At 71.0% G+C, this 21,463-nt stretch carries 25 protein-coding genes and 1 tRNA gene; 6 read left to right on the top strand and 20 right to left on the bottom strand.

What is annotated here, in order from left to right; translation table 11 throughout:
* Positions 1-28: 28 nt before the first annotated feature.
* On the bottom strand, positions 29-775 hold the full coding sequence (locus ACX80L_RS09845; protein WP_459289315.1) for a phosphoglyceromutase: 747 nt from the start codon (positions 773-775) through the stop codon (positions 29-31).
* Between the two features lie 89 nt (positions 776-864).
* Here ACX80L_RS09845 and ACX80L_RS09840 point away from each other — a divergent pair, with 89 nt between their 5' ends.
* Positions 865-1,665, top strand: coding sequence for a class I SAM-dependent methyltransferase (locus ACX80L_RS09840; protein ID WP_459289313.1), 801 nt, complete (start codon positions 865-867; stop codon positions 1,663-1,665).
* A gap of 7 nt (positions 1,666-1,672) precedes the next feature.
* Here ACX80L_RS09840 and ACX80L_RS09835 read toward each other — a convergent pair whose 3' ends face one another.
* Together ACX80L_RS09835 and ACX80L_RS09830 are read right to left on the bottom strand one after the other, a co-directional pair.
* The gene (locus tag ACX80L_RS09835) at positions 1,673-2,002 is read right to left on the bottom strand and encodes a DUF2516 family protein (RefSeq protein ID WP_459289311.1); all 330 of its coding nucleotides are present in this window, start codon (positions 2,000-2,002) and stop codon (positions 1,673-1,675) included.
* A gap of 74 nt (positions 2,003-2,076) precedes the next feature.
* The gene (locus ACX80L_RS09830; RefSeq protein WP_459289309.1) at positions 2,077-3,261 is read right to left on the bottom strand and encodes a trans-sulfuration enzyme family protein; all 1,185 of its coding nucleotides are present in this window, start codon (positions 3,259-3,261) and stop codon (positions 2,077-2,079) included.
* Positions 3,262-3,353: 92 nt separating this feature from the next.
* Between ACX80L_RS09830 and tmk the strand changes: the two genes are divergently transcribed.
* From tmk to ACX80L_RS09810, 4 genes are all read left to right on the top strand, one after another.
* Entirely contained in the window at positions 3,354-4,001 is a 648-nt protein-coding gene (tmk, locus tag ACX80L_RS09825) for a dTMP kinase (RefSeq protein WP_133080421.1), read from the top strand.
* A complete protein-coding gene (locus ACX80L_RS09820) occupies positions 3,998-5,191 on the top strand; it encodes a DNA polymerase III subunit delta' (RefSeq protein ID WP_133080420.1) in 1,194 nt (397 codons plus the stop codon). The genes tmk and ACX80L_RS09820 overlap by 4 nt, the downstream gene beginning before the upstream one ends.
* Positions 5,188-6,768, top strand: coding sequence for an alpha/beta hydrolase (locus tag ACX80L_RS09815; protein ID WP_459289307.1), 1,581 nt, complete (start codon positions 5,188-5,190; stop codon positions 6,766-6,768). The genes ACX80L_RS09820 and ACX80L_RS09815 overlap by 4 nt, the downstream gene beginning before the upstream one ends.
* Before the next feature lie 105 nt (positions 6,769-6,873).
* Positions 6,874-6,949 (top strand) — tRNA-Thr (locus ACX80L_RS09810).
* A gap of 107 nt (positions 6,950-7,056) precedes the next feature.
* Here the strand turns inward: ACX80L_RS09810 and ACX80L_RS09805 are convergent.
* The 15 genes from ACX80L_RS09805 to ACX80L_RS09735 all read right to left on the bottom strand — a co-directional run bounded on the left by ACX80L_RS09805 (position 7,057) and on the right by ACX80L_RS09735 (position 18,922).
* Positions 7,057-7,299, bottom strand: a complete 243-nt coding sequence (locus tag ACX80L_RS09805) for an acyl carrier protein (protein WP_133080418.1) — start codon at positions 7,297-7,299, stop codon at positions 7,057-7,059.
* Between the two features lie 111 nt (positions 7,300-7,410).
* Positions 7,411-7,710, bottom strand: coding sequence for a carbon storage regulator CsrA (gene csrA, locus ACX80L_RS09800; protein WP_459289305.1), 300 nt, complete (start codon positions 7,708-7,710; stop codon positions 7,411-7,413).
* Positions 7,711-7,714: 4 nt separating this feature from the next.
* A complete protein-coding gene (locus ACX80L_RS09795) occupies positions 7,715-9,169 on the bottom strand; it encodes a hypothetical protein (RefSeq protein ID WP_459289303.1) in 1,455 nt (484 codons plus the stop codon).
* Complete coding sequence (locus tag ACX80L_RS09790; RefSeq protein WP_459289301.1) at positions 9,144-11,192, bottom strand: flagellar biosynthesis protein FlhA; 2,049 nt, start codon at positions 11,190-11,192, stop codon at positions 9,144-9,146. Before ACX80L_RS09790 ends, ACX80L_RS09795 begins: the two co-directional genes overlap by 26 nt.
* A 3-nt stretch (positions 11,193-11,195) precedes the next feature.
* Positions 11,196-12,296, bottom strand: a complete 1,101-nt coding sequence (locus ACX80L_RS09785) for an EscU/YscU/HrcU family type III secretion system export apparatus switch protein (RefSeq protein ID WP_459289299.1) — start codon at positions 12,294-12,296, stop codon at positions 11,196-11,198.
* Between the two features lies 1 nt (position 12,297).
* Positions 12,298-13,056 (bottom strand): flagellar biosynthetic protein FliR, encoded by a 759-nt coding sequence (locus tag ACX80L_RS09780; protein WP_133080413.1) that lies wholly within the window; start codon positions 13,054-13,056, stop codon positions 12,298-12,300.
* Between the two features lies 1 nt (position 13,057).
* Entirely contained in the window at positions 13,058-13,333 is a 276-nt protein-coding gene (gene fliQ, locus ACX80L_RS09775) for a flagellar biosynthesis protein FliQ (RefSeq protein ID WP_208739138.1), read from the bottom strand.
* 1 nt (position 13,334) lies between these two features.
* Positions 13,335-14,222, bottom strand: a complete 888-nt coding sequence (gene fliP / locus ACX80L_RS09770) for a flagellar type III secretion system pore protein FliP (protein WP_459289296.1) — start codon at positions 14,220-14,222, stop codon at positions 13,335-13,337.
* On the bottom strand, positions 14,219-14,776 hold the full coding sequence (locus tag ACX80L_RS09765) for a FliO/MopB family protein (RefSeq protein ID WP_459289294.1): 558 nt from the start codon (positions 14,774-14,776) through the stop codon (positions 14,219-14,221). The genes fliP and ACX80L_RS09765 overlap by 4 nt, the downstream gene beginning before the upstream one ends.
* On the bottom strand, positions 14,776-15,480 hold the full coding sequence (fliN, locus tag ACX80L_RS09760) for a flagellar motor switch protein FliN (protein WP_459289292.1): 705 nt from the start codon (positions 15,478-15,480) through the stop codon (positions 14,776-14,778). Before fliN ends, ACX80L_RS09765 begins: the two co-directional genes overlap by 1 nt.
* Positions 15,477-16,388 carry a flagellar motor switch protein FliM gene (locus tag ACX80L_RS09755; protein ID WP_459268913.1) on the bottom strand — a complete coding sequence of 304 codons (912 nt, stop codon included), beginning with the start codon at positions 16,386-16,388 and terminating at the stop codon, positions 15,477-15,479. Before ACX80L_RS09755 ends, fliN begins: the two co-directional genes overlap by 4 nt.
* Positions 16,389-16,428: 40 nt before the next feature.
* Complete coding sequence (locus ACX80L_RS09750) at positions 16,429-17,355, bottom strand: OmpA/MotB family protein (protein ID WP_459289290.1); 927 nt, start codon at positions 17,353-17,355, stop codon at positions 16,429-16,431.
* Positions 17,352-18,206, bottom strand: coding sequence for a motility protein A (locus ACX80L_RS09745; protein ID WP_459289288.1), 855 nt, complete (start codon positions 18,204-18,206; stop codon positions 17,352-17,354). The genes ACX80L_RS09750 and ACX80L_RS09745 overlap by 4 nt, the downstream gene beginning before the upstream one ends.
* Positions 18,206-18,544 carry a flagellar FlbD family protein gene (locus ACX80L_RS09740; protein ID WP_133080407.1) on the bottom strand — a complete coding sequence of 113 codons (339 nt, stop codon included), beginning with the start codon at positions 18,542-18,544 and terminating at the stop codon, positions 18,206-18,208. Before ACX80L_RS09740 ends, ACX80L_RS09745 begins: the two co-directional genes overlap by 1 nt.
* A gap of 81 nt (positions 18,545-18,625) precedes the next feature.
* Positions 18,626-18,922, bottom strand: a complete 297-nt coding sequence (locus ACX80L_RS09735) for a helix-turn-helix domain-containing protein (protein WP_208739142.1) — start codon at positions 18,920-18,922, stop codon at positions 18,626-18,628.
* Between the two features lie 66 nt (positions 18,923-18,988).
* Between ACX80L_RS09735 and map the strand changes: the two genes are divergently transcribed.
* Positions 18,989-19,771, top strand: coding sequence for a type I methionyl aminopeptidase (gene map, locus ACX80L_RS09730; RefSeq protein ID WP_459289286.1), 783 nt, complete (start codon positions 18,989-18,991; stop codon positions 19,769-19,771).
* A gap of 13 nt (positions 19,772-19,784) precedes the next feature.
* Here the strand turns inward: map and ACX80L_RS09725 are convergent, their stop codons facing one another.
* Positions 19,785-20,957, bottom strand: coding sequence for a flagellar hook protein FlgE (locus tag ACX80L_RS09725; protein ID WP_208741777.1), 1,173 nt, complete (start codon positions 20,955-20,957; stop codon positions 19,785-19,787).
* 70 nt (positions 20,958-21,027) lie between these two features.
* Positions 21,028-21,462: a flagellar hook capping FlgD N-terminal domain-containing protein gene (locus ACX80L_RS09720; RefSeq protein WP_133080403.1), complete on the bottom strand. Its 435-nt coding sequence runs from the start codon at positions 21,460-21,462 to the stop codon at positions 21,028-21,030.
* Position 21,463 lies beyond the last annotated feature (1 nt).

Below are 21,463 nucleotides of genomic sequence, written 5' to 3'. Positions count from 1 at the left end.
CGCCGTCGTTCCTGTCCGGGCGTCGGGACTAGTGCTTGCCCTGGTTCGCGACGGCCTCGATGGCCGCGGCTGCGGCATCGGCGTCGAGGTAGGTGCCACCGGCCTTCACGGGCTTGAGGTCGTCGTCGAGCTCGTACACGAGGGGGATCCCGGTGGGGATGTTCAGCGCGGCGATGTCCTTGTCGCTGATGCCGTCGAGGTGCTTCACGAGGGCGCGCAGCGAGTTGCCGTGGGCGGCGATCAGGACGGTCCTGCCGGCCCGGATGTCCACCGTGATGTCGGACTCCCAGTACGGCAGGAAGCGCTCGAGGACGTCCTTGAGGCACTCCGTGCGGGGGACGTCGTCGCCGAGGTCCGCGTAGCGCGGGTCGTTCACCTGCGAGTACTCGCTGGCGTCGTCGAGGGGCGGCGGCGGGGTGTCGTAGGACCGGCGCCACTCCATGAACTGCTGCTCGCCGTACTCCGCGAGGGTCTGGGCCTTGTCCTTGCCCTGCAGCGCGCCGTAGTGGCGCTCGTTGAGGCGCCAGTTGCGCTTGACGTCGATCCAGCTGCGGTCGGCGGCCTCGAGCGCGAGATTCGCGGTGATGATCGCGCGCTTCTGCCGGGACGTGTAGACGATGTCGGGGAGGATGCCGGCCTCCGTCAGCAGGTGGCCGCCGCGGGTGGCCTCCTCGCGGCCCTTCTCCGTCAGGGCCACGTCCACCCAGCCGGTGAAGAGGTTCTTCTCGTTCCATTCGCTCTGCCCGTGGCGCAGCAGGATCAGTGTGTAGGTCATGCGTCCTAGTCTGCCGTATCGCGCTGCACGGGTCATGCCGGAGGCGGCCTGTTCCGCCCAGTGTTAAGCGGGTGTCCTACCCTTGATGGGTGCCCCCGCGTCCCCGTTCCCCGAAGCCCCTCGGGACCATCACGCGCGGCACCACGAACCCCAACCGCCTGCGCCGCGTGGACCGCTGGCTCGCCGGCCCCGAGGCGTACCGCCTCCGCCGTGCGGTCGATCCGCTCGTCGTCGACCTCGGGTACGGAGCGGCTCCGGTCACCGCCGTCGAACTGTTCACGCGCCTGCGGGCCGTACGCGACGACGTCGAGGTGGTCGGGATCGAGATCGATCCGGCACGCGTGGCGGCGGCGGCACCCCTCGCCCGCCCGGGCCTAGCCTTCCGGCAGGGCGGGTTCGAACTGCCGCTCGACGGGCGGCGGCCCGTTCTCGTGCGTGCCTTCAACGTGCTGCGGCAGTACGGCGAGGAGGAGTACGCGGCCTACTGGGACGAGGTGCGCTCCCGACTGGCGCCGGGCGGGCTGTTCGTCGACGGGACGTGCGACGAGATCGGGCGCCGGTCGACGTGGGCGGCTCTCGATCCGGAGGGACCGGTGTCGCTGAGCATCTCGCTCCGGTTCGGTGCCTTCACGCTCCCGTCCGATGTGGCGGAACGTCTCCCGAAGGCGCTGATCCACCGGAACGTCGAGGGCGAACGCGTCCACGGCTACCTGCGCGCCCTGGACAGGGCCTGGCTCGATGCCGCAGCGCTCGCATCGTTCGGGAACCGGCAGCGGTGGGTCGAGACGTGCCGTGCGATGAAGGGCGACGGGTGGCCTCTGCTGGGCGACGCGTCACGCTGGCGGCTGGGTGAGGTGACCGTGGCCTGGAGCGCGGTCGCGCCCGGCTAGCGGCGGCCTACCAGGGACCGTACGGGCCCTGGTTCCCGCCGCGGCCGGAGGTCTGGCTCACGGCGGGCTTCACATCCGCGAGGTAGACGCAGGCAGCGACGATGGCGACCAGCTGGAAGAGGTTGAAGCCGCCGCGGCCGCTGAGGGCCGACAGCAGTCCGACGACCACGGCACCACCGGTGAGGGCGAGCCAGAAACCCTTGGTCCGCTTGAACGCCGCCTCGAAGGACGTCCCGGGACGCCGGATGCAGTCGGAGAAGGCCCACACCTCGATCCCCAGCGCCACGAGGCCGAGCGCGAGGTACAGGTAGTACTGGATGCCGTATACGAGAGCCACGCAGTCAGCTTAGCTGGCCTGCACTCCGAGGCGCACCGGGACGCCGCCCGGCGTGCCCGCGGCGCCCTGCAGGATCAGAGACCGCCGTCCCGCCCGCCCACTGCACGGCGGAGCGCCTGCTCGAGGTCCGCCCACAGGTCGTCGGGGTTCTCGATACCGACCGACAGGCGCACGAGCGATTCCGGGACGGTGACCGGTTCGGCGGGCTGGCGCCGTCGCCGTTCGACCAGCGACTCCACGCCGCCGAGCGAGGTCGCGGGCAGCCAGAGTTGCACCGCCGAGACCAGGGCGTCGGCCGTGGCGACGTCCTCGAGCTCGATGCTGACGATGCCGCCGAAGCCGTTGAACTGGGCGGCAGCGCGCTCGTGGCCCGGGTCCGTCGGCAGCCCCGGGTAGCGCACACGGCGCACGGCGGGATGGTCGGCGAGCCGGTGCGCGAGCGACGCGGCCGTGGACTGGCTCCGCTCCATCCGCAGTGCGAGCGTGCGCAGTCCGCGCAGGGCGAGCCAGACCTCGAACGGCCCGGCGATGGCGCCGTGCAGGGTGCGGTGCGCCAGGAGCCGCGCGCGCAGGTCCGCCTCCGAGGTGACGAGTGCACCGAGGACGACGTCGGAGTGGCCGGCCAGCCACTTGGTGACGGAGTGGAGGACGACATCGACGCCGGCTTCGAGCGGCCGGTGGACGATGGGCGTGTTGAAGGTGTTGTCCGCGACGACGACGGCGCCGGTCGCGTGGGCGGCGTCGGTCAGGACGGACAGCTCCGCGACCTCGAGCATCGGGTTCGTGGGGCTCTCGAGCCAGAGCATGACCTGGCCGGCGTCGAACCGCCCGGCGAGCGCGTCGAGGAGTGCGAGGACCGCCGCGGTGTCGGCGATGTCGACGGCGTGCAGCTCGAAGCGGCCCTGCGCGGCGAGGTCCGCGGCGAGGCTGATCGAGCCGGCGTAGGCGTGGCGGGGCATGACGACGGCTCCCCCGGTGGGCACGAGGGACAGCGCGGCGGCGGCCGCCCCGAGACCCGAGCCGAAGACGAGGGCGGGGAGGTCCGCCCCCTCGAGTGCGCCCAGCGCCTCCTCGAAGGGGTCCCAGGTGGGGTTGGAGCCGCGCGCGTAGATGCGGTCGCCCGCCTCCGGTGCGCGCGTCTCGTGGTACGTCGTCGAGAGGACGATCGGTGCGTTGACGGGCGAGTCGTGCTCGCGGGGAGGACGTCCTGCCGCGACGGTGAGGGTGTCCGGGGCCAGGTCCGTGAGCTCGAGTGCCATTCCACGAGACTAGCGCCGGGTCCGTGGGACCGGCACGTGCCGGGCGAGTGTTACCGCGGGTAAACGTCCTCCGCACTCGGTAGGCTTGGCGCGTGACCTTTCCCCTCCCGCACGGGCTTCCCGGGCTCTTCCTCGTGCTCGAGGGCGGTGACGGCGCCGGCAAGTCCACCCAGGCGGCGATGCTCTGCCGGGCGCTCGCGGACAGCGGCCGCACGGTCGTGCGTACCCGCGAACCGGGCGGCACCGTCATCGGCGAGAAACTGCGGTCCCTCGTCCTCGAGCATGGGCACGGCGAGATCGACGCGCGGACGGAGGCCCTCCTGTTCGCGGCGTCCCGTGCCGCGCACGTGCAGCAGGTGATCGTGCCGGCCCTGGAGCGCGGCGACGTCGTCGTGTGCGACCGCTACATCGACTCCTCCGTCGCCTATCAGGGGGCGGGACGCGGCCTCGGGGCACAGGCCGTGCTCGACGTGAACCTCTGGGCCACGGACGGCCTCCGCCCCGACCTGACGGTGCTGCTCGACGTCGACCCCGCAGAGGGCCGCAGCCGCCGTACGGCCGGCGCCGCCGCGGAGGACCGGCTCGAGTCCGAGCCCGACGGTTTCCACGCCGGCATCCGGTCCGCGTTCCTGGACCTCGCCCGGCAGGAGCCCGGACGCTATCTCGTGCTGGCCGCGTCCGACACGCCCGAGGAACTCCACCGGGCGATCCTCGGAGCGCTGCCCCGGGTAGCGGCATGAGCACCATCGGGCACAGTCTCCCGGCGACCGGCGTGTGGGCCGAGCTGCGCGGACAGGAACAGGTGGTCGAGCAGCTGCGTCGGGCCGCCGAGTCCGGCGCACCGACCCATGCCTGGCTGTTCACGGGACCGCCCGGCTCCGGCCGGTCGAACGCCGCCCGGGCCTTCGCGGCCGCGCTGCTCTGCGACCGCGAGTCGCTGGGCGACCGCGGCTGCGGTACCTGCAAGGCGTGCCGTACGGTCCTCTCGGGAACGCACGCCGACCTCACGAACGTCACCACCGAGAAGGTGACGATCAGCATCGACGAGGCGCGCGAACTCGTCCGCAAGGCCCAGGACAAGCCGTCCACCGGCCGCTGGCGGATCATCATCGTCGAGGACGCCGACCGCATGCAGGAGCGCAGCACCAACGTGCTGCTCAAGGCCATCGAGGAGCCACCCCCGCGGACCATCTGGCTGCTCTGCGCCCCCAGTCCCGGCGACGTCCTCGTCACCATCCGGTCGCGCTGCCGGTCCGTGGGACTCCGTCTGCCGCCGGTGCAGGACGTCGCGGACCTGCTCGTGGCACGCGACGGCATCGACCCCGCCACGGCGGAAGCGGCCGCCCGGGCCGCGCAGAGCCACGTCGGGGTGGCGAAGAGGCTCGCGACCGACGACGGCGCGCGGGAACGACGCAACCAGATCGTCCGGCTGCCGCTGACGCTGCGCTCCGTCGCCGGAGCCATGCGTGCCGCGGCGGATCTCGTGAAACTCGCCGAGGCGGAGGCGCAGAGCTCCTTCGAGCAGCGCGACGCCGAGGAGCGGGCCGCACTGCTCGCCACCCTCGGGGCGCCGGAGACCGGCACCCTGCCGCCGTCCATGCGGGCACAGATCAAGCGCCTCGAGGAGGACCAGACCCGGCGCGCCAAGCGTTCCAAGAACGATTACTTCGACCGCGCCCTGACGGATCTCATCTCCTTCTACCGGGACGTGCTCATGCTGCAGCTCTCCAGCGGGCAATCGCTCGTCAACGAGCCCCTGCGACCCGAGCTCGAGGAGTTCGCCCGGAGGGAGAGCTCCGAGGACACCCTCCTGCGGCTCGAAGCCATCAACGAGGTCCGCACACGCCTCGTCAGCACCAATGTGTCCCCGCTCCTCGCGATCGAAGCCATGACCGTGAGCCTCCTGTCCCGGAAGGACCTCGACCGATGACCCTCGGACCGCTCGACTCCCCCGACCGCACACCGCGCCGTCGGAGCATGGCCTTCCTCGCGGCGTCCGCCGCCGTCGTGCTCGGGCTCTCCGGCTGCACGCTGTTCTCCCCCTCGGGGAAGGAAGCGCCCGCGACCGGCGTGGAGACGGCCGATCCCGCCGCGATCGGCGAGGTGGACGAGGACCTCCGCGACTTCTACACGCAGGAAGTGCAGTGGAAGGGCTGCGAGGGATCCTTCTCGTGCGCCACCATCGAGGTCCCGCTGGACTACAGCGACCCCGGCCGCAGCAGCATCGAGATCGCCGCCATCCGCTCGGATGCGACGGGCGAGGCTCAGGGAACCGTCCTGGTCAATCACGGCGGACCCGGCGGCTCCGGCTTCAACATCGTCAGGGACTCGCTCGACTACGTCACGAGTGAGCGACTGCGCGAGGACTTCGACGTCCTCGGCTTCGACCCCCGCGGAGTGAACCGGTCCAGTGCTGTGAAGTGCTACACCGACGCGGAGCTCGACGAGGCGCGGCAGGAGAGCTACCCCGTGGACGCCTCCGAGGAGGAACTGATGGCGCTCATGACGGCCGACGCGGAGGAGTACGCCGGCCTGTGCGCCCAGCGCACCGGGGAACTGCTCGGCTTCGTGGACACGGAATCGGCGGCCCGCGACATGGACATCCTGCGCGCCGTGGTCAGCGACGAGAAGCTGAACTACCTCGGGTTCTCCTACGGGACGCAGCTGGGGGCGACCTACGCCGATCTCTTCCCCGAGCGGGCGGGCCGGCTCGTCCTCGACGGGGCGATCGACCCGTCCCTGAGCAACGAGAACATCACGCTCGGCCAGGCGAGCGGGTTCGAGAACGCCCTCCGCGCCTACGTCGCGGATTGCCAGCAGGGCGCCGACTGCCCCTATCCGGGCACGGTCGACGACGGCGTGGCCCGGATCCGGGACCTCTTCGCCGCGGTCGAACGCGAGCCGTCGCGGGCCGAGGACGGACGGCTGGTCCCGATCAGCACGTTCGTCCAGGGGTTCATCCTGCCGCTCTACGACAACGGGAACTGGCCCACCCTGACGCAGGCCGTGGCCTCGGCCCTGGCGGGTGACATGAACGCCATGCTGCGCCTCGCCGATCTCTCGGCGGAGCGCCGGCCGGACGGGACCTACGCCACGAATTCGACGGCGGCGTTCCTCGCCGTGAACTGCCTCGACTACCCGATGACGAGCGATCCGGCGCAGATGCGGGCCGACGAGCAGGAGCTCCTGGCGGCGTCGCCGACGTTCGGCCGGTTCCTCGCCTACGGCGGCGTGCTGTGCGCGCCGTGGGCGTATCCGCCGGTGCTTGGCCCGGCCCCCCTGCAGGCCGAAGGCGCCGACCCGATCGTGGTCATCGGCACCACCGGTGATCCGGCCACGCCGTACGCCTGGTCCACCGCGCTGGCGGACCAGCTCGAATCCGGTGTGCACGTGACCTGGCAGGGTGAGGGGCACACCGCCTACGGCCGGTCCAACGACTGCATCCGGGACACCGTCGATTCCTACTTCATCGACGGGACGGTGCCGGAGGACGGGACCCGCTGCTGAGGGCCGGCTCCGGGACCTCGCGCCCATTTTGACCCCGGGCCGGAACCTCCTATAAAGTTGGGGCTTGTGGATCGGCCCCGGGCATCGCCCGGACCGGGAAGCATTGCCTCCTTAGCTCAGTCGGTAGAGCGTCTCACTCGTAATGAGAAGGTCGCCAGTTCGACTCTGGCAGGAGGCTCCACCTAAGCCCCGGACGGTACGCCGCCGGGGCTTTTCCGTGCGTCCGTTCCCCCGAGACACGGCAGTGGCGGGCGCCCGCAGGCACCTGCCACTGCCGGCGGACGATGGTCAGCTCATCGCGGGACCGGACTCGTCGGACTTCGTCAGCTCACCGAGGAACGCATGGCACTTCGCGGCGCGCTCGGAGTCCTGGGCCATGACCTGCTCGAAGAACTCGGCGATGTCGTCGCGACCGGCGTTCCGGGCGTCACGCACGTACTGCCCGTAGTCGTGCCCTGCCTTGAGCGAGTGGTACTGCAGCGAGATGAGGTCGAAAGAGACGTCGTCGAATCCGGTTTCTCCAGTAGCCATGAGGCACCTCCGTGTTGGTATGAACAGGTGGTGTCAGGCTAGGTCCGGCGGATTTCGGGCGACAACGCAGAATCAGGGATCCGGATTGCTCGCCAGTGCGGGGAGAGTCTGTTAGGCGCCGTCGGCCGGACCGCGGCGGGCATCGGCGGGCCCGTCGGCAGGATCCTCCGCCGCGACCACCGCACCGGACCGGAGCAGCGCCTTGAGCGCATCGGCGGCCTCGGCGTCGGCAGCCGCAGCGGCGAGGTTCGCCTCCGTGACGGCACGCAGGACCTCCTCGCGCTGGATCTTCACGCCGCGCGGGGCATCGATGCCGATGCGGATGCCGTCACCGCGGGAATCGAGCACCGTGATGACGATGTCGTCGCCGATCAGGATCTGCTCGCCGACCTTTCGCGTTAGAACAAGCATCGTTTCACTCTATCCCGGCGGACTCGGCCCGGCGTCGACCGACGGAGGCAGCGCGGCGCCGCGTCGGGGATTCCGGGGACCCGCCGTCACGCCAGCCCACGGGCAGACCGAGCGCGTCCACCGTGCCCGGCGTCGCCGTCGACCCCAATCCCACGACCGCCAGCCCCGACGGCGCGAGCTCGGCGCGCTCCATGCTCCTGCGGAGGGCTCCGACCCAGGCGGCAGTGTCCGCTTCCTTGCGTCCGGCGTCCACCGCGAGCCACACCTGGTCCGGGCGCAGGGCGAGCAGGAGCCGGGCGTCGGTCACGGGATCCTCCGAGGACAGCGCCAGGAAGACCGGATGCCCGCCGTCCACTCCGGCGGCACGGGCCGCGTTGGCGTCGAGGCGGTCGTCGATCCTGCGTGCGTCCCGGGTCAGCCAGCCCTCCGGTCCGGCGACGGCGACCGCGGCCGGGGCCCCCCGGCCGAACGCCGCCGCCATGGACGCCGCGACCTCCCAGACCACGGCGGGCGCTCCGACGATGATCACGAGGTCGCCGGGTGCCGAGAGGACCGCGGGCGCGGGGTCGGGTGCAGCGGAGGTGTCGACGACGTGGCCCGCGAGGTCGGGCAGCTGTGCCGGGTCGCCCGGGTGCGCAGCAAGGTGCGGTACGACGGCGGGTGCACCGTCGGATGCCTCACTACTACCCGCCGCGGTCGAGGGCCGGTCGTCCGGGCGCGCGCCCCACGGCGTCGATCCGGACGATCCGGGCTCGACAGGGTCGGTGGTGACCGGTCCGGCGGGAGGTCCGGTCCGGGTCGGTCCGACGTCTGGGAGTGCCTGCGGCGCGTCGTCGCCCGACCGGCGCCGCGCGGCCGACGGGTCGGCACCTGGACCGGATGTCGAGGGAGAGGTCGCGAAGGTGAGGTTGTCCATCAGCGCCGCGAAGAGGCCCGAGTCCGTCGAGACGGCGGCGGGCTCCCCCGCACCGGCGCCGGACACACCGGATCCCGGCCTGCCGGAACCGGCTGCAGCACCGGCACCGGCTGCTGCACCGGCTGCGGCACCGGCACCGGCACCGGCTGCGGCACCGGCACCGGCTGCGGCACCCCGGGATCCTGCCGCCGGCGACCCGGCGGGAGCGGACCCGCCCGCTATCCGCACCTCGTCCAGCTCGGCCTGCTGGAGCAGGGCGTCGATACCCGCCGGCGCTGCGGCGCTGCGGCGTCCCCGCCGGGTACCGGGGGTGGAACCAGGGGATGAACCGGGCGTGGACCGGTAGCCGTCGGCGTGTCCGGTGGCAGGCTCGGGCACCTCGACCACGATCTCGTAGTGCCTGCGGGCGAGTACGCCGCGGATACCGCCGACCGTGACGAGTTCCGCGGACACGATGAGTGCCCGCGGACCGTACAGGGCCGCGGCCTGGGTCTTCAGCTCCTCGAGGGAGGGACCCTCAAGATGAAATAACTGCGGAGCCACGCACCACTCCTATGGTCTCGATGGCGACGTTCGCACTCGTCACTTCCTGGTACGAGAGCACCGGCAGCCCCGCCGCCTGGGGACCCACGAGCCGCTTGAGCGCGGGGCGCAGCGCCGGCGCGCACACCAGCACCGCGGAACGGCCGGTGGCCTCGATATCGGCCACCGTGGAGCGGATCGAGGCGAGGACGGCTTCGGTCCGTGCGGGATCGAGGAGGATCTGCGTGCCCTGGTCGGACGGGCGCAGCCCCTCGAGCATGGACTGCTCGAGCAGCGGATCGATCATGATGACCCGCAGCAGCGTGCCGTCGAGATACTGTTGGGTCACGGCGGGCCCGAGTGCCAGCCGGGCCGCCTCGACCAGCCCCTCCGGATCGGACGAGGACTTCGCCTTCAGGGTCAGTGCCTCGTAGATGCGGGCGAGGTCGTTGATCGGCACCTGCTCGGACAGCAGCCCCTGCAGCACACGCTGCACCTCGGCGAGGGACATCAGTCCGGGAACCAGCTCCTCGACGGCGGAGGGGCTGACCTGGCGGACGCCGTCGGTCAGCACCCGCACGTCCTCGCGCGTCAGCAGCCGTGCGGCGTTGGCCGTGATGACCGAGGACAGGTGGGTCACGAGGACCGAGACGCGGTCGATCACGGTGGCGCCGGCGAGCTCCGCATTGTGCCGGAGCTCCGAGGGCACCCACTTCCCGGCGAGTCCGAAGACGGGCTCGACGACGGCGGCACCGGGCAGGTGCGCGAGGTGGTCGCCGAGCGCGAGGACCTTGCCGCGCGGAGCCTCGCCCCGGCCGGCCTCGACACCCGCGATCTTGATGACGTAGGTGGCGGGCGGCAGGTCGATGCTGTCCCGCGTGCGGACGGGAGGCACGACGACCCCGAGTTCCAGCGCGACCTTGCGGCGCAGGGCGCGGACGCGTCCGAGGAGGTCGTCGGGAGCGCCGGTGACGACGTCCACCAGGTCCGGTGCGAGCAGCACCTCGAGGGCGTGGACGCGCATCTGCTCGAGCAGGTCGTCCGTGCTGTCGGCGGACGGAGCGGCGGCTTCGGCCTCGAGGGCCGCCGCCGCGGTGCGGGCGTCGTCGTCGGACTTCTTGAGCCGCTGCGCGATCACGATCAGGCCTGCGCCCACCACGATGAACGGCAGCTTCGGCATGCCCGGGATGAGCGCCATGACGATCGCCGCCGCACCCGCGATGCGCAGCGCGTTCTGCGACTGCCCGAGCTGCTGGGCCGCCGTCGAGCCCATGTCCGCCTCGGCGTTGGACCGCGTGACGATCATGCCGGTGGACACGGCCATGAGCAGTGCCGGGATCTGGGTGACGAGCCCGTCGCCGATGGTGAGCAGCCCGTAGGTGGTGAGGGCCTCGGAGATGGGCAGGCCGTCCTGCAGCATGCCGATCGCGAGGCCGCCGACGATGTTGATGATGATGATGATGATCCCGGCGATGGCATCGCCCTTCACGAACTTCGATGCACCGTCCATGGCCCCGTAGAAGTCGGCCTCCGCCGACACCTCCGCGCGGCGTTCGCGCGCCTGCGTGTCCGTGATCAGTCCGGCGTTGAGGTCGGCGTCGATGGCCATCTGCTTGCCCGGCATGGCGTCCAGGGTGAAGCGGGCGCCCACCTCGGCCACGCGTTCGGCACCCTTGGTGACCACCACGAACTGGATCACCACGAGGATCAGGAAGACCACCGCGCCGATGATGATCGAGCCGCCGACGGCGACGTGCCCGAAGGCCGCGATGACCTCCCCCGCGTAGCCGTCTCCGAGCACCAGCCGGGTCGAGGCGACGTTCAGGCCGAGCCGGAACAGCGTCGCGACGAGCAGCAGGGAGGGGAACACGGAGAAGTCCAGGGGCTTGCGGACGAACATGGTGTTCAGCAGGATCACGAGCGCCAGCAGGATGTTGACGATGATCAGCACGTCCAGCAGCACCGACGGCACCGGCACCACGAGGAGCAGGATGATGCCGACGACGCCGACCGGGACCAGGAATTTCGGGAGGGAGGAACGCATGGTCTAGAAGCCTCCGGCGGCTGAGGGTCGGGCGGGAAGGGTGTGGAGGCCGCGGGCGGCCCCCCGGGTCCTGAGGGACATGACGAACGCCAGGATGCGGGCCACCTGGTCGTAGTTCTCGAACGGGATCTCCTGGCCGAGCTCGCAGGCGGCGTGCAGCGCACGGGCCAGCGGGATGTCGGAGACCATCGGCACCTGCTTCTTCTCCGCTTCCTCGCGGATCTTCGCGGCGATCACGCCCGAACCCTTCGCGACGACGCGCGGTGCGGACCGCCCGGGCTCGTACGTGAGCGCCACCGCCACGTGCGTCGGGTTGACGAGGACGACGTCGGCGCCGCCCACGGCGGCGATCATGCGGTTGCGGCTCATCGCCAGCTGGCGGGAGCGCCGCTGGGACTTGATGAGGGGGTCGCCGTCGGAGTTCTTGTTCTCGTCCTTGACCTCCTTCTTGGTCATGCGGGTCTTCTTGCGGTTCCGGCGCATCACCACGAGGACGTCCATCGCCGCGAGTGCCAGACCGGCGACGACGGCGGCCCGCAGGAGCGCGGCGGTGCCGTCGCCCGCGGTGTTTAAGAGCGAGGCGACCGAGAGTCCCCCGGCGGCCATCAGCACCGGCATGAGGTTCTGCACGACGACGACGAGCACCAGCCCGACCACGGCGGTCTTCAGGAGCGCCTTCGCGCCCTGCCACAGGGCCTGTCCGCCGAGGATCCGCTTGAGGCCGTTGACCACGTTGAACTGCTCGAGCTTGCCGGAGAACTTCTTCACGTGGATGCCGCCCTGCAGGGCGGCGGTACCGAGCACGGCCACCAGCAGCACACCCAGGAAGGGGCCCAGGATGACACCCAGGGACGCGCCGCCGTCGGCGAGGGCGTCGAGGGCCGACGCGGGATCGGGGTTCGCGATGGTGTCGGCCACGCGGACGAGCTGTTCGGTCGCGGCGTCGGACGAGCGGGAGATGAGGGACGGCAGCATCAGCGCTGCCGCTCCGACGCCCACCCACGCCGTGAAGTCCTCGGACTTGGCGAGCTGGCCCTTGGAGCGGACGTCCCTCATCCGCTTGTCGGTGGCCTGCTCGGTCCGCTCGCCGGAATCCTCCGCCATGTCAGCCCACCCCCATCAGGAGTGCTGCGGCGTCGTCCGCGAGGGTCGAGACGACGCGCGGCAGGGCGACGAACACCACGCCGCCGAGGCTGAGCGTGATGAAGATCTTGAGCGGGAACCCGAGCGCGAAGGCGTTCAGTGCCGGTGCGACGCGCGTCAGGAGCCCGAGGCCGACGTCGGCCAGGAAGAGGACCACGATCAGCGGACCGGCGATCTGGACCGAGGCCAGGAAGAGTCCGGTGACGGCGCCGGTGAGCGCCTCGACGGGTTCGGCCAGATCCAGCCCCCCGCCGAGCGGCAGCGCGCTGAAGGTCCGGACCAGGCCTCCGATGATGAGCTGGTAGCCGTCGGACGTGAAGAGCAGCGTCAGGGCCGTGAGCTGGAACAGGCGCGCGAACTGGGCACCGTTGACCATCGACTGCGGATCGAATCCCTGGGCCAGGGAGAACCCGCCGAACAGGTCGATCAGGCTCCCGGCGGACTGGATCGCGGAGAAGACGACCAGCACGAGGAAGCCCAGGGCGGCGCCGACCACGAGTTCGAGGACCAGGGCACCGATGTACCGGCCCGTGCCGCCCGTCTCGTAGCTCCCGGCGACCTGCGGGGACACCGCGAGCGCCAGCCCGACGGCGAGCATGGCCTTCACGCGTGCCGGGATGCCCTTGTACGAGAAGGGCGGTGCGATCACGAGGAAGGCGACGATCCGCACGCCGGCGAGCATGACGGCTTCGATCCGGCCCTGGTCGAGTTCGATCTCCATCTCAGCCGCCCCCGAGGAGCCCGGGGATGCGCTCGAACATCTCGTGCGTGAACGAGATCATCTCGGAGATCATCCAGTGGCCGCAGACGAGCAGGGCGAGGCAGACGGCGGCGGCCTTCGGCACGAAGGAGAGCGTGACCTCCTGGATCTGCGTGATGGACTGCAGCAGCGAGATCGCGAACCCCACCACGAGGGCGGTCAGGAGCACGGGTGCGGACAGCTTGGCCGCGGCCCAGATGCCGGCGAGCCCGATGTCGAGGACGGCGTTGGTATCCACTTCAGCCGCCCTGGTAGCTGTTGATGAGGGACGTGATGATGAGTCCCCACCCGTCCACGAGGACGAACAGCAGGATCTTGAAGGGCAGCGAGATCATGACCGGCGGGAGCATCATCATGCCCATGGACATCAGCGCCGCGGAGACCACGAGGTCGATCACGAGGAACGGCACGAAGATCACGAAGCCGATGATGAAGGCGGCCCGCAGCTCGGAGATCATGAACGCCGGGATCAGGGTGGTCAGCGGGACGCTCGCGGCGTCCTCGGGGTTCGGCTGGCCGGCGGCCCGCGTCATGAGTGCCAGGTCCTCTTCACGGGTGTGCGCCATCATGAAGGTCTGCAGGGGGCGGGCGCCGTCCGTGAGGGCCTCGGTGAAGGTCGTCGCGCCGCTGAGGTAGGGCTGGACGGCGAGGTCGTTGATCTCGGTCAGGACCGGCGCCATGATGAACAGCGACAGGAACAGGGCCAGCCCCGCGAGTACCTGGTTGGGCGGGATGGACGGCAGCGAGAGCGCGTTCCGCGTCATCGCGAGCACCACGAAGATCTTCGTGAAGGACGTCATCATCAGCAGCAGTGCCGGCGCCACGGACAGCAGCGTGATCCCGATGAGGGTGAGGACGGCCGAGCTCGGTTCCCCGTTGACGCCGTTGATCTCGACGGACAGCCCGTCCCCGCTGCCCGGCTCGGCCGGTGCCGTGGGGTCGGCGGGGACGGACGGTGCCGTGGGCGAGGGAACGGCGGGATCCAGTTCGCCGGCGTGGCCGGCGGCGGCTCCGAGCAGGACGACGACGACGGCGAGCAGCACGGCTGCGACTGCCGGGAGGAGCGGGAACCGGGCCAGGCGGGTTCCGCGTGCGGAGGGTGCCGACGGCAGGACGGCCGTCGTCACCCGGCCCGTCCCTGGCGCAGGAAGGCTGCGGTCTGCTTCCAGGTGGTGGGCGACAGGATCGACCCCTGGAGGGTCGCGGCGGCATGCGCCGGCTCCGCTGATCGGGCTGCACGTGCGGCACGGCGGCTGATCGGCTCGGCGTCGGCGGTGCGATCCGGACCGGGAGCCGTAGCGGCCAGCCGCAGGGATGCGGCGAAACGGGCGTCGGCCGGTTCCGGTGTGCCCGGTCCCGCGGAGGTCGCGGCCGCCCGCGCCTGGACCGCGGGCACGGCGTCGTCGGACTCCGGGACGGCCTGCAGCGCGCGTGGCGCGGCCGAGGAGTGGAGGACCGACACCGACTGCTCGGTCACGCCCAGGTAGAAGCGCGTGCCCTCGGCCTCCACCACCACGAGGGATGCCTTCGCGCCGATGCCCTGGCGTGCCACCACGGACACGAGGCCGGCTCCGGCGCGGCCGCCGTTGACCTTCGAGAGCTTCCGGTGCAGCACGAAGAGCAGCGCGAGTACCACGCCGAGGGACAGGAGCACCCTCAGCGCGAGGACCACGACGTCCACTAGAGGGCGCCGTCGGCGACGTCGAGGATCTGGGTGATGCGGACGGCGTAGTCCTGGTCGACGACGACCACCTCGCCGTGGGCGACGAGGCGCCCGTTGAGCAGCACGTCCGCCGGGGCGCCGGCCGAGCGGTCGAGCTCGATCACGGCGCCGGGTTCGAGGTCCAGGACATCGCGCACCGACATCCGGGTACGTCCGATCTCCACGGTCATGGCCATCTCCACATTGCTGATGCGGCCGAGGTTGGCGGCACCGGCGGAGGCGGCGGAACGGCGGGAGGTTGCACCCGGACGGGCACCGCGGAGGCGGACGGCGAACCAGCCCACGGCACCGGACCTGCCGGCGAGGCGGAACACCGAGGTCTCGGCGTCGCGGAACAGCGGCAGCGCGTCCTGCACCGCCGGGACGCCGAGCACGCCGTCGCCGAGTGCGGCCGACGCCGCCTCGAGCGCGGGGACGAGCACGTCGGCCGGGGAGACGAGGGGTGACGACGTGCCGGCGGCGGCGGCGAGGGGCTGCGCGTCGATCAGGACGACGGCGAGATCCGCGGAGGACGCGCCCACGAAGGACGCGACGATCGCGGTGGACGCGCTCGCGGACGGCACCTCGGAGGCGCTGCAGGGCTCGGCCGTGAGGGGGCCGGGAAGCGGGAGTCGTGCTGCGAGGGACGCTGCGGCCTCGTGCTCGGCGGTGGTGGTGTTCATGGTGCGGTGTTCTCCTCGGTGGTCACTACTACGCAGGCAAGGCGGGAGCCGTTCTGGCCCAGGGCCGCCTCGCCGAGCCGCTGCCCGTTGACGGCGAGCTCGAAGGGCCGGTGCTGCGGGTGCGGCAGTTTCAGGACGTCCCCGACGGCGAGGTCGAGGATGCGGGACGGCAGGACGGGCAGCGCCGCGAGCTGCACGGCGACGTCCACCGGCACGTGCGTGACCTGCTGCTCGATCAGTTCGCGTGCGTCCTCGCCGGTGGCGGTGGGGTTCGCGTCGCCCAGCTGCGCGAGCAGCAGCTGCGCCGGGATGGCGACCGTGGCCGGGCAGGAGCGTTCACCGACGCGGATCTCGAAGGTCCCGACGATCATGAGCTCGGTGGTCGACGCCGCCTGGGCGAACTGGGAGTTGTACTGGATCGAGTCGATGCCCAGCTGCTGGGTCAGGACCGAGCCCAGCGAGTAGTGGAGTCCCTCGAGGGCGTCGTCCATGAGGCGCCGGATCAGCGCCTGCTCGATCTGCGTGAACTTCCGCTCGCCGGGAGGGACCGTGCCGTGGCCGCCGAGCATGGAGTCGACCCAGTACAGGCCCGCGGACGCGGGGAACTGGATGACCGCCTTGCTGGCATGCTCCTGGATGGCGCAGAGGACCATCGCCGTCGTGGGCGGCAGGGATGCGGCGTACTCGTTGTACGTCTGCATGAGGACCTGCTCGCTGGTCACCTGCGAGATCACGCGGACCTTCGCGGTGAGCTGCGTGCCCCACTGGCGCGCGAACGTCTCGAAGGCGAGTTCGAGCACGCGTGAGTGTTCACGCGCGAGAGTGGTGGGCCGGCGGAAGTCATAGACATCCACCGCCCTGGCGGAGCCCGAGGGCACGCCAAAGGAGAGTTGTTCCTGGACCGTCACACCAGCCACTATCGGCCGGCCTGCGCGGGCCGTTAGCGATTCAGCCGCCGGCGGCGATCTCCGGCATGAGGCCGCGGACGCTCTCGGGCTGGTCGGAGTGCACCACGATGTCCACGCGGCGGTTGAGTTCGAGTTCCGCCTCGCTGGTCCCGGGGGCGAGCGGACGGGATTCGCCGTAGCCGATGGCCGAGAGCCGGAGGGCGGGCACGCCACCCGTGTCGATGAGGTGGCGCACCACGTTCACCGCCCGCTCGGTGGACAGCTCCCAGTCGAGCGGCCGCGGCACGGAGTCGGGCAGGCGTGCCGTGTGGCCCTCGACGCCCACCTCGTTGGGGATCGAAGCGAGGACGGGGCCCACGCTCTCGAGGATGCGCAGCGTCTGGTCGGTCAGCTGGGCGCTGTCCGGGAGGAAGAAGGTCTCCGAGCTGACGAGCCGGATGGTGAGGCCGCGCTCGTCGATGACGTAGCGGACGGCCTCGGCGAGGTCGCGCTCCTTCAGCCCGGCATCGATGCGCTCCTGCAGGGCCCGGAGGTTCTCGACCTCCTCGACGGCGCGTTCCCGGTCCGTCACGGGCTCGGCGGTGTCACCACCGGCCGACGGCGAGGGCGACGGCGCCGGCGCGGCCACCGCCGCAGCACCGGGCTCCTCCTGCTCCGTCTCCGGCTCCGCATCCGTGAGGGCCGCGCCCCCCGTGAAGGACTCCCCCTCCTCGTTGGCGTACTCGGCGGGCACCACGGTGCCCTCGGCCGTGTCGACGGTCGCCGTCTCCACCGCCCCGAAACCCGTGGCGAGGGAGACGCGCAGTTGCTCGAACTTGGCCTGGTCGACGGTGGACATGGCGTAGAGGACGATGAACATGCACATCAGCACGGTGACCATGTCCATGTAGGACGCCATCCAGCGCTCGTCCGGATGCTCGTCGGCGTGGTCCTCGCCCCGGTTCTTCCGGTGGGGGCGCCTGCTCACGCCGCGGCCTTGCCCTGCGCCGCGCCGTCGCCCGTTCCCTTGGCGCCCTTGGCGGCCTTCGGAGCCTTTCCGTCGTCCTTGCCGCCCTTCCCGCCCTTGCCCAGGGCGTGCTGCGGCACCATGGCCTTCAGCCGCTCGCCGAGCAGCCGCGGCTGGCTGCCGGCCTGGACCGCCAGCACGCCCTCCATCAGGAGGGTCATCCGGGCGGTCTCCATGTCACCGAGGCGCTTGATGCGGGTACCGATCGGCAGCCAGAGGAAGTTCGCCGAGAGCAGGCCCCAGAGGGTGGCCACGAACGCCGCGGCGATCATGTGGCCCAGTTCGTCGGGCTTCGAGAGGTTCTCGAGGACGTGCGTCAGGGACACCACCGTCCCGACGATGCCCACGGTCGGCGCATAGCCCCCGAGGCTCATGAAGAACTTGGACGCCGTGCGGTGGGTCGAGGAGGCGGAATCGATCTCGTCCTCGAGCATCTCGCGCAGCTCCTCGCCGTCCGTCCCGTCCGCGATGTTCTGCAGTGCGCCCCGGAGGAACGGGTCCTTCGCCGTGGTGGCCTCCTCCTCGAGCGCGAGCAGTCCCTCGCTGCGGGCCTTCTCCGCGAGCACCACCACGCTGTCGATGGTGTCCTGGGGAGGCGTGCTTTTGCCCATGATCGCCGGCGGGACGGCCTTCACCGCGACGATGAAGTCCTTCAGGGTGCCACCGGCGATGCCGACCGCGAGGGTGGCGACGAACACGAGGACCATGGGCGCCGGCAGGAGGAGTGACTGCACGTGGGCACCCTCGAGGGTGATCATCGCGTACAGCGCACCGAAAGCGAGGAGAATGCCGACGAGTGTTGCGGGATCCATCAGTTGTTCCTTGGTCTGAGCTGGACGGGCGTGCCGGCGCCGGGATCGACGTCGGTGCCCGGGCGGGCAGGCGCCGCGGCGGCGTCGCGATCGCGGACGAGCCCGAGCGGTCGCTGCCCGGTCGGATCCGTGGGTTCCACCGGCTGGAACCGGGCGAGTGAGAGGATACGGGCCCGATAGGCCGCGATGAGGTCGATCACCTCGTGCAGGGATTCGGTCACGATGTACTTCGCGCCGTCGACCATCACGAGCGTGGTGTCCGGATTCTCGTGGATGCGCTCGATGAGGTCAGGGTTCACCGCGAACTGGCTCTCGTTGAGCCGGGTCACCACGATCATCGGACATCCTGGAGTCGGGACGCCCCGGCGGGGCCTCTTTCCTCCACTGTCGGCACGTGCCGCAGCTTCGTAAGGACGCCCCTAGGACGCCAGTCGCTCCCGCCCGTCGCGGCGGGCCTGCTCGACGTCGCGCTCGGGCTGGTTGATCTCGGCCCACACGACATCCAGGGAGAGACCGAGGACGTCGGCGATGGCAGCGATGGTCGGGAAGGCGGGAGTGGCCACACGACCCGACTCGATCTTACGGAGGGTCTCCGGCGAGACGCCGGCGTCGAGTGCCGTCTCGAGCATGGAGCGCTCGGCCCTGGCGCGCCGCAGGAGGGCGCCGAGGCGCTGTCCGCGCTCGACCTCCCCCGGCGTGAGCGGCAGTCTGACCATGGCTCCGAGTCTAGTACCGGGATACTATTACCGGTATAGTTATTGGGTTCCCCGGAAAGGCACCGCATGATCGAGATCCTCACCTCCTCCGAACTGGACAGGGCACGGGAGACCGGCGCGCTCGTCGGGCACATCCTGCACACGCTGAAGGGCCGCAGCGCCGTCGGCACGAACCTCCTGGACATCGACCGGTGGACCGCGGACATGATCGCCGAGGCCGGGGCGGAGTCCTGCTACGTCGACTATGCGCCGTCCTTCGGGCGCGGCCCGTTCGGCCACTACGTCTGCACCTCCGTGAACGACGCCGTCCTCCACGGGCTGCCCCGCGACTACGCGCTCGCCGACGGCGACCTGGTGACACTCGACCTCGCCGTGTCGAAGGCCGGGATCGCCGCGGACTCCGCCATCAGCTTCGTCGTGGGCGAGACGCAGCCGGCGGAGAGCCTCGCGCTGATCGGAGCCACCGAACGCGCGCTGGCCGCAGGCATCGCAGCAGCCGGACCAGGAGCCCGCATCGGCGACATCTCCTTCGCGATCGGCTCGGTCCTGGGCGAGGCGGGCTATCCCATCAACACCGACTTCGGCGGACACGGTATCGGGTCGACGATGCACCAGGACCCGCATATCGCCAACACCGGCAGGCCGGGGCGCGGCTACGTCCTGCGCCCAGGGCTCCTGCTGGCGCTGGAGCCCTGGGTCATGGTGGACACCGCCGCCCTGGTCACCGACGCCGACGGCTGGACGCTCCGGAGCGCCACGGGCTGCCGGACGGCGCACAGCGAGCACACGATCGCCATCACCGACGACGGGGCGGAGATCCTGACCCTGCCCGGTCAGGTCCGCCCCTGATCGGCCGGTCCGGCTAGCGCTTCAGGTTCGCGAGCTCCTGCAGCACCTCGTCGGACGTGGTGATGATGCGTGCGTTCGCCTGGAAACCGCGCTGCGCGACGATCAGGTTGGTGAACTCCTGCGAGAGGTCGACGTTCGACATCTCGAGGGTGCCCGCGTCGAGCGACCCGAGACCGTTGGAGCCGGCCGTGCCGATCTCCGCGGCCCCCGAGTTCGCCGTCGCACGGTAGGAGGACCCGCCCGCCTTCTCGAGGCCCGCGGGGTTGACGAAGCCGGCGAGCGCCACCCGGCCGAGGGGCTGCCGGCTGCCGTTGCTGAAGGCACCGACCAGGGTGCCGTCGGCGCCGACCGTGAACGAGTCGAGGGTGCCGGCGGTGCGTCCGTTGCGCTCCGAGATGGAGACGGTCCTGAGCTCGGCGAAGCCCGTGACGGCCGAGAGGTCGACGGCGATCCCGCCCACGGCGACGGATGAACCCGCCGAGGCCTGGCCGTCGGGCAGCACGAGCTGGCCGGCGCCGGTCGCGCCGTTCGCGTCCTGGCCCGCGACGTTCCAGCCCGCTGCCGAGCGGGTGAAGGTCAGCGTGAGATCGCGTGCGGCGCCGTCCGCGCCGTACACCTCGACCTCCTGCGTGATCTGGGTGCCCACTGCGGCATCGGAGGGCAGGTTCCCCGTGACGCGGGCGGTCGTCGTCGCCTGCGCCGGTGACACCGCGCCCTTGGGCATCCGCAGGTCACCGACGGCCCCGCCCTGCTGCACGACGCCGTTGACGGCGGGCCAGCCCTGGACGAGCGAACCGTCCGGAGTGACGAGCCTGCCCTCGGCGTCGGGGGTGAAGGCGCCGGCCCGGGTGTACAGGGTCTCGCCGCCGAGGCGCGAGATGAAGAAGCCGTCGCCGGAGATCATCATGTCGGTGGCCCGGCCCGTGGCCTGGGCCGAGCCCTGCGAGAAGTTGGTGACGATACCGGCCACCTGCACGCCGAGGCCGACCTGGGCGGGGTTGGTACCGCCGAGGGCCTCCTGGGGAGCGCCCCCTCCCTGGGTCATCTGGGACAGCGTGTCCTGGAACTGGGTGGCCGAGGCCTTGAAGCCCGTCGTGTTGACGTTGGCGATGTTGTTGCCGGTGACGTCGAGCATGGTCTGGTGGGAGCGGAGCCCCGAGATACCGGAGTAGAGCGAGCGAAGCATGGTGGTGCCTTTCGGTGCGGAGCGGGAGGTGCGGGAGGTTCGGTGCAGGATCAGGAAGGAATCGGCGGGATCAGGTCGTGGGGGTGGGCGCGGGCACTGTCCCGACCCCGGAGACGAGGTCGAGCGCGATGCTCTTGCCGCCGATCGTGACGGTGGGGACGGGGCCGCTGTAGGAGACCGCGGTCGCGGTGCCGCGCGCTTCGACGCCGTCCGTCCCGGTGTAGGAGACCTCGTTGCCGAGCAGCGCGGCGGCCGAGGAGCGCATCTGGAGGTGGAAGTTCTCCTCGCTGATGCCGGTCATCTGCGTGATCTTCTCCATCATGGCCAGTTGCGTGGTCTGGGAGATCATCTGGTTGGTGTCCATCGGCGCACTGGGGTCCTGGTTGCGGAGCTGGCTGACGAGCAGCGACATGAAGACCTCGGAGTCCATGGCCTGCTTGCGGGTTCCCGTGGCGGATGCCTCGGGAGGGGCGAAGGTCGCGGAGGCGACGGGATCTACGGGCATG

The organism is Arthrobacter sp. MDT1-48-3 (assembly GCF_054511015.1).
This window is presented reverse-complemented; position numbering and strand designations above follow the sequence as displayed.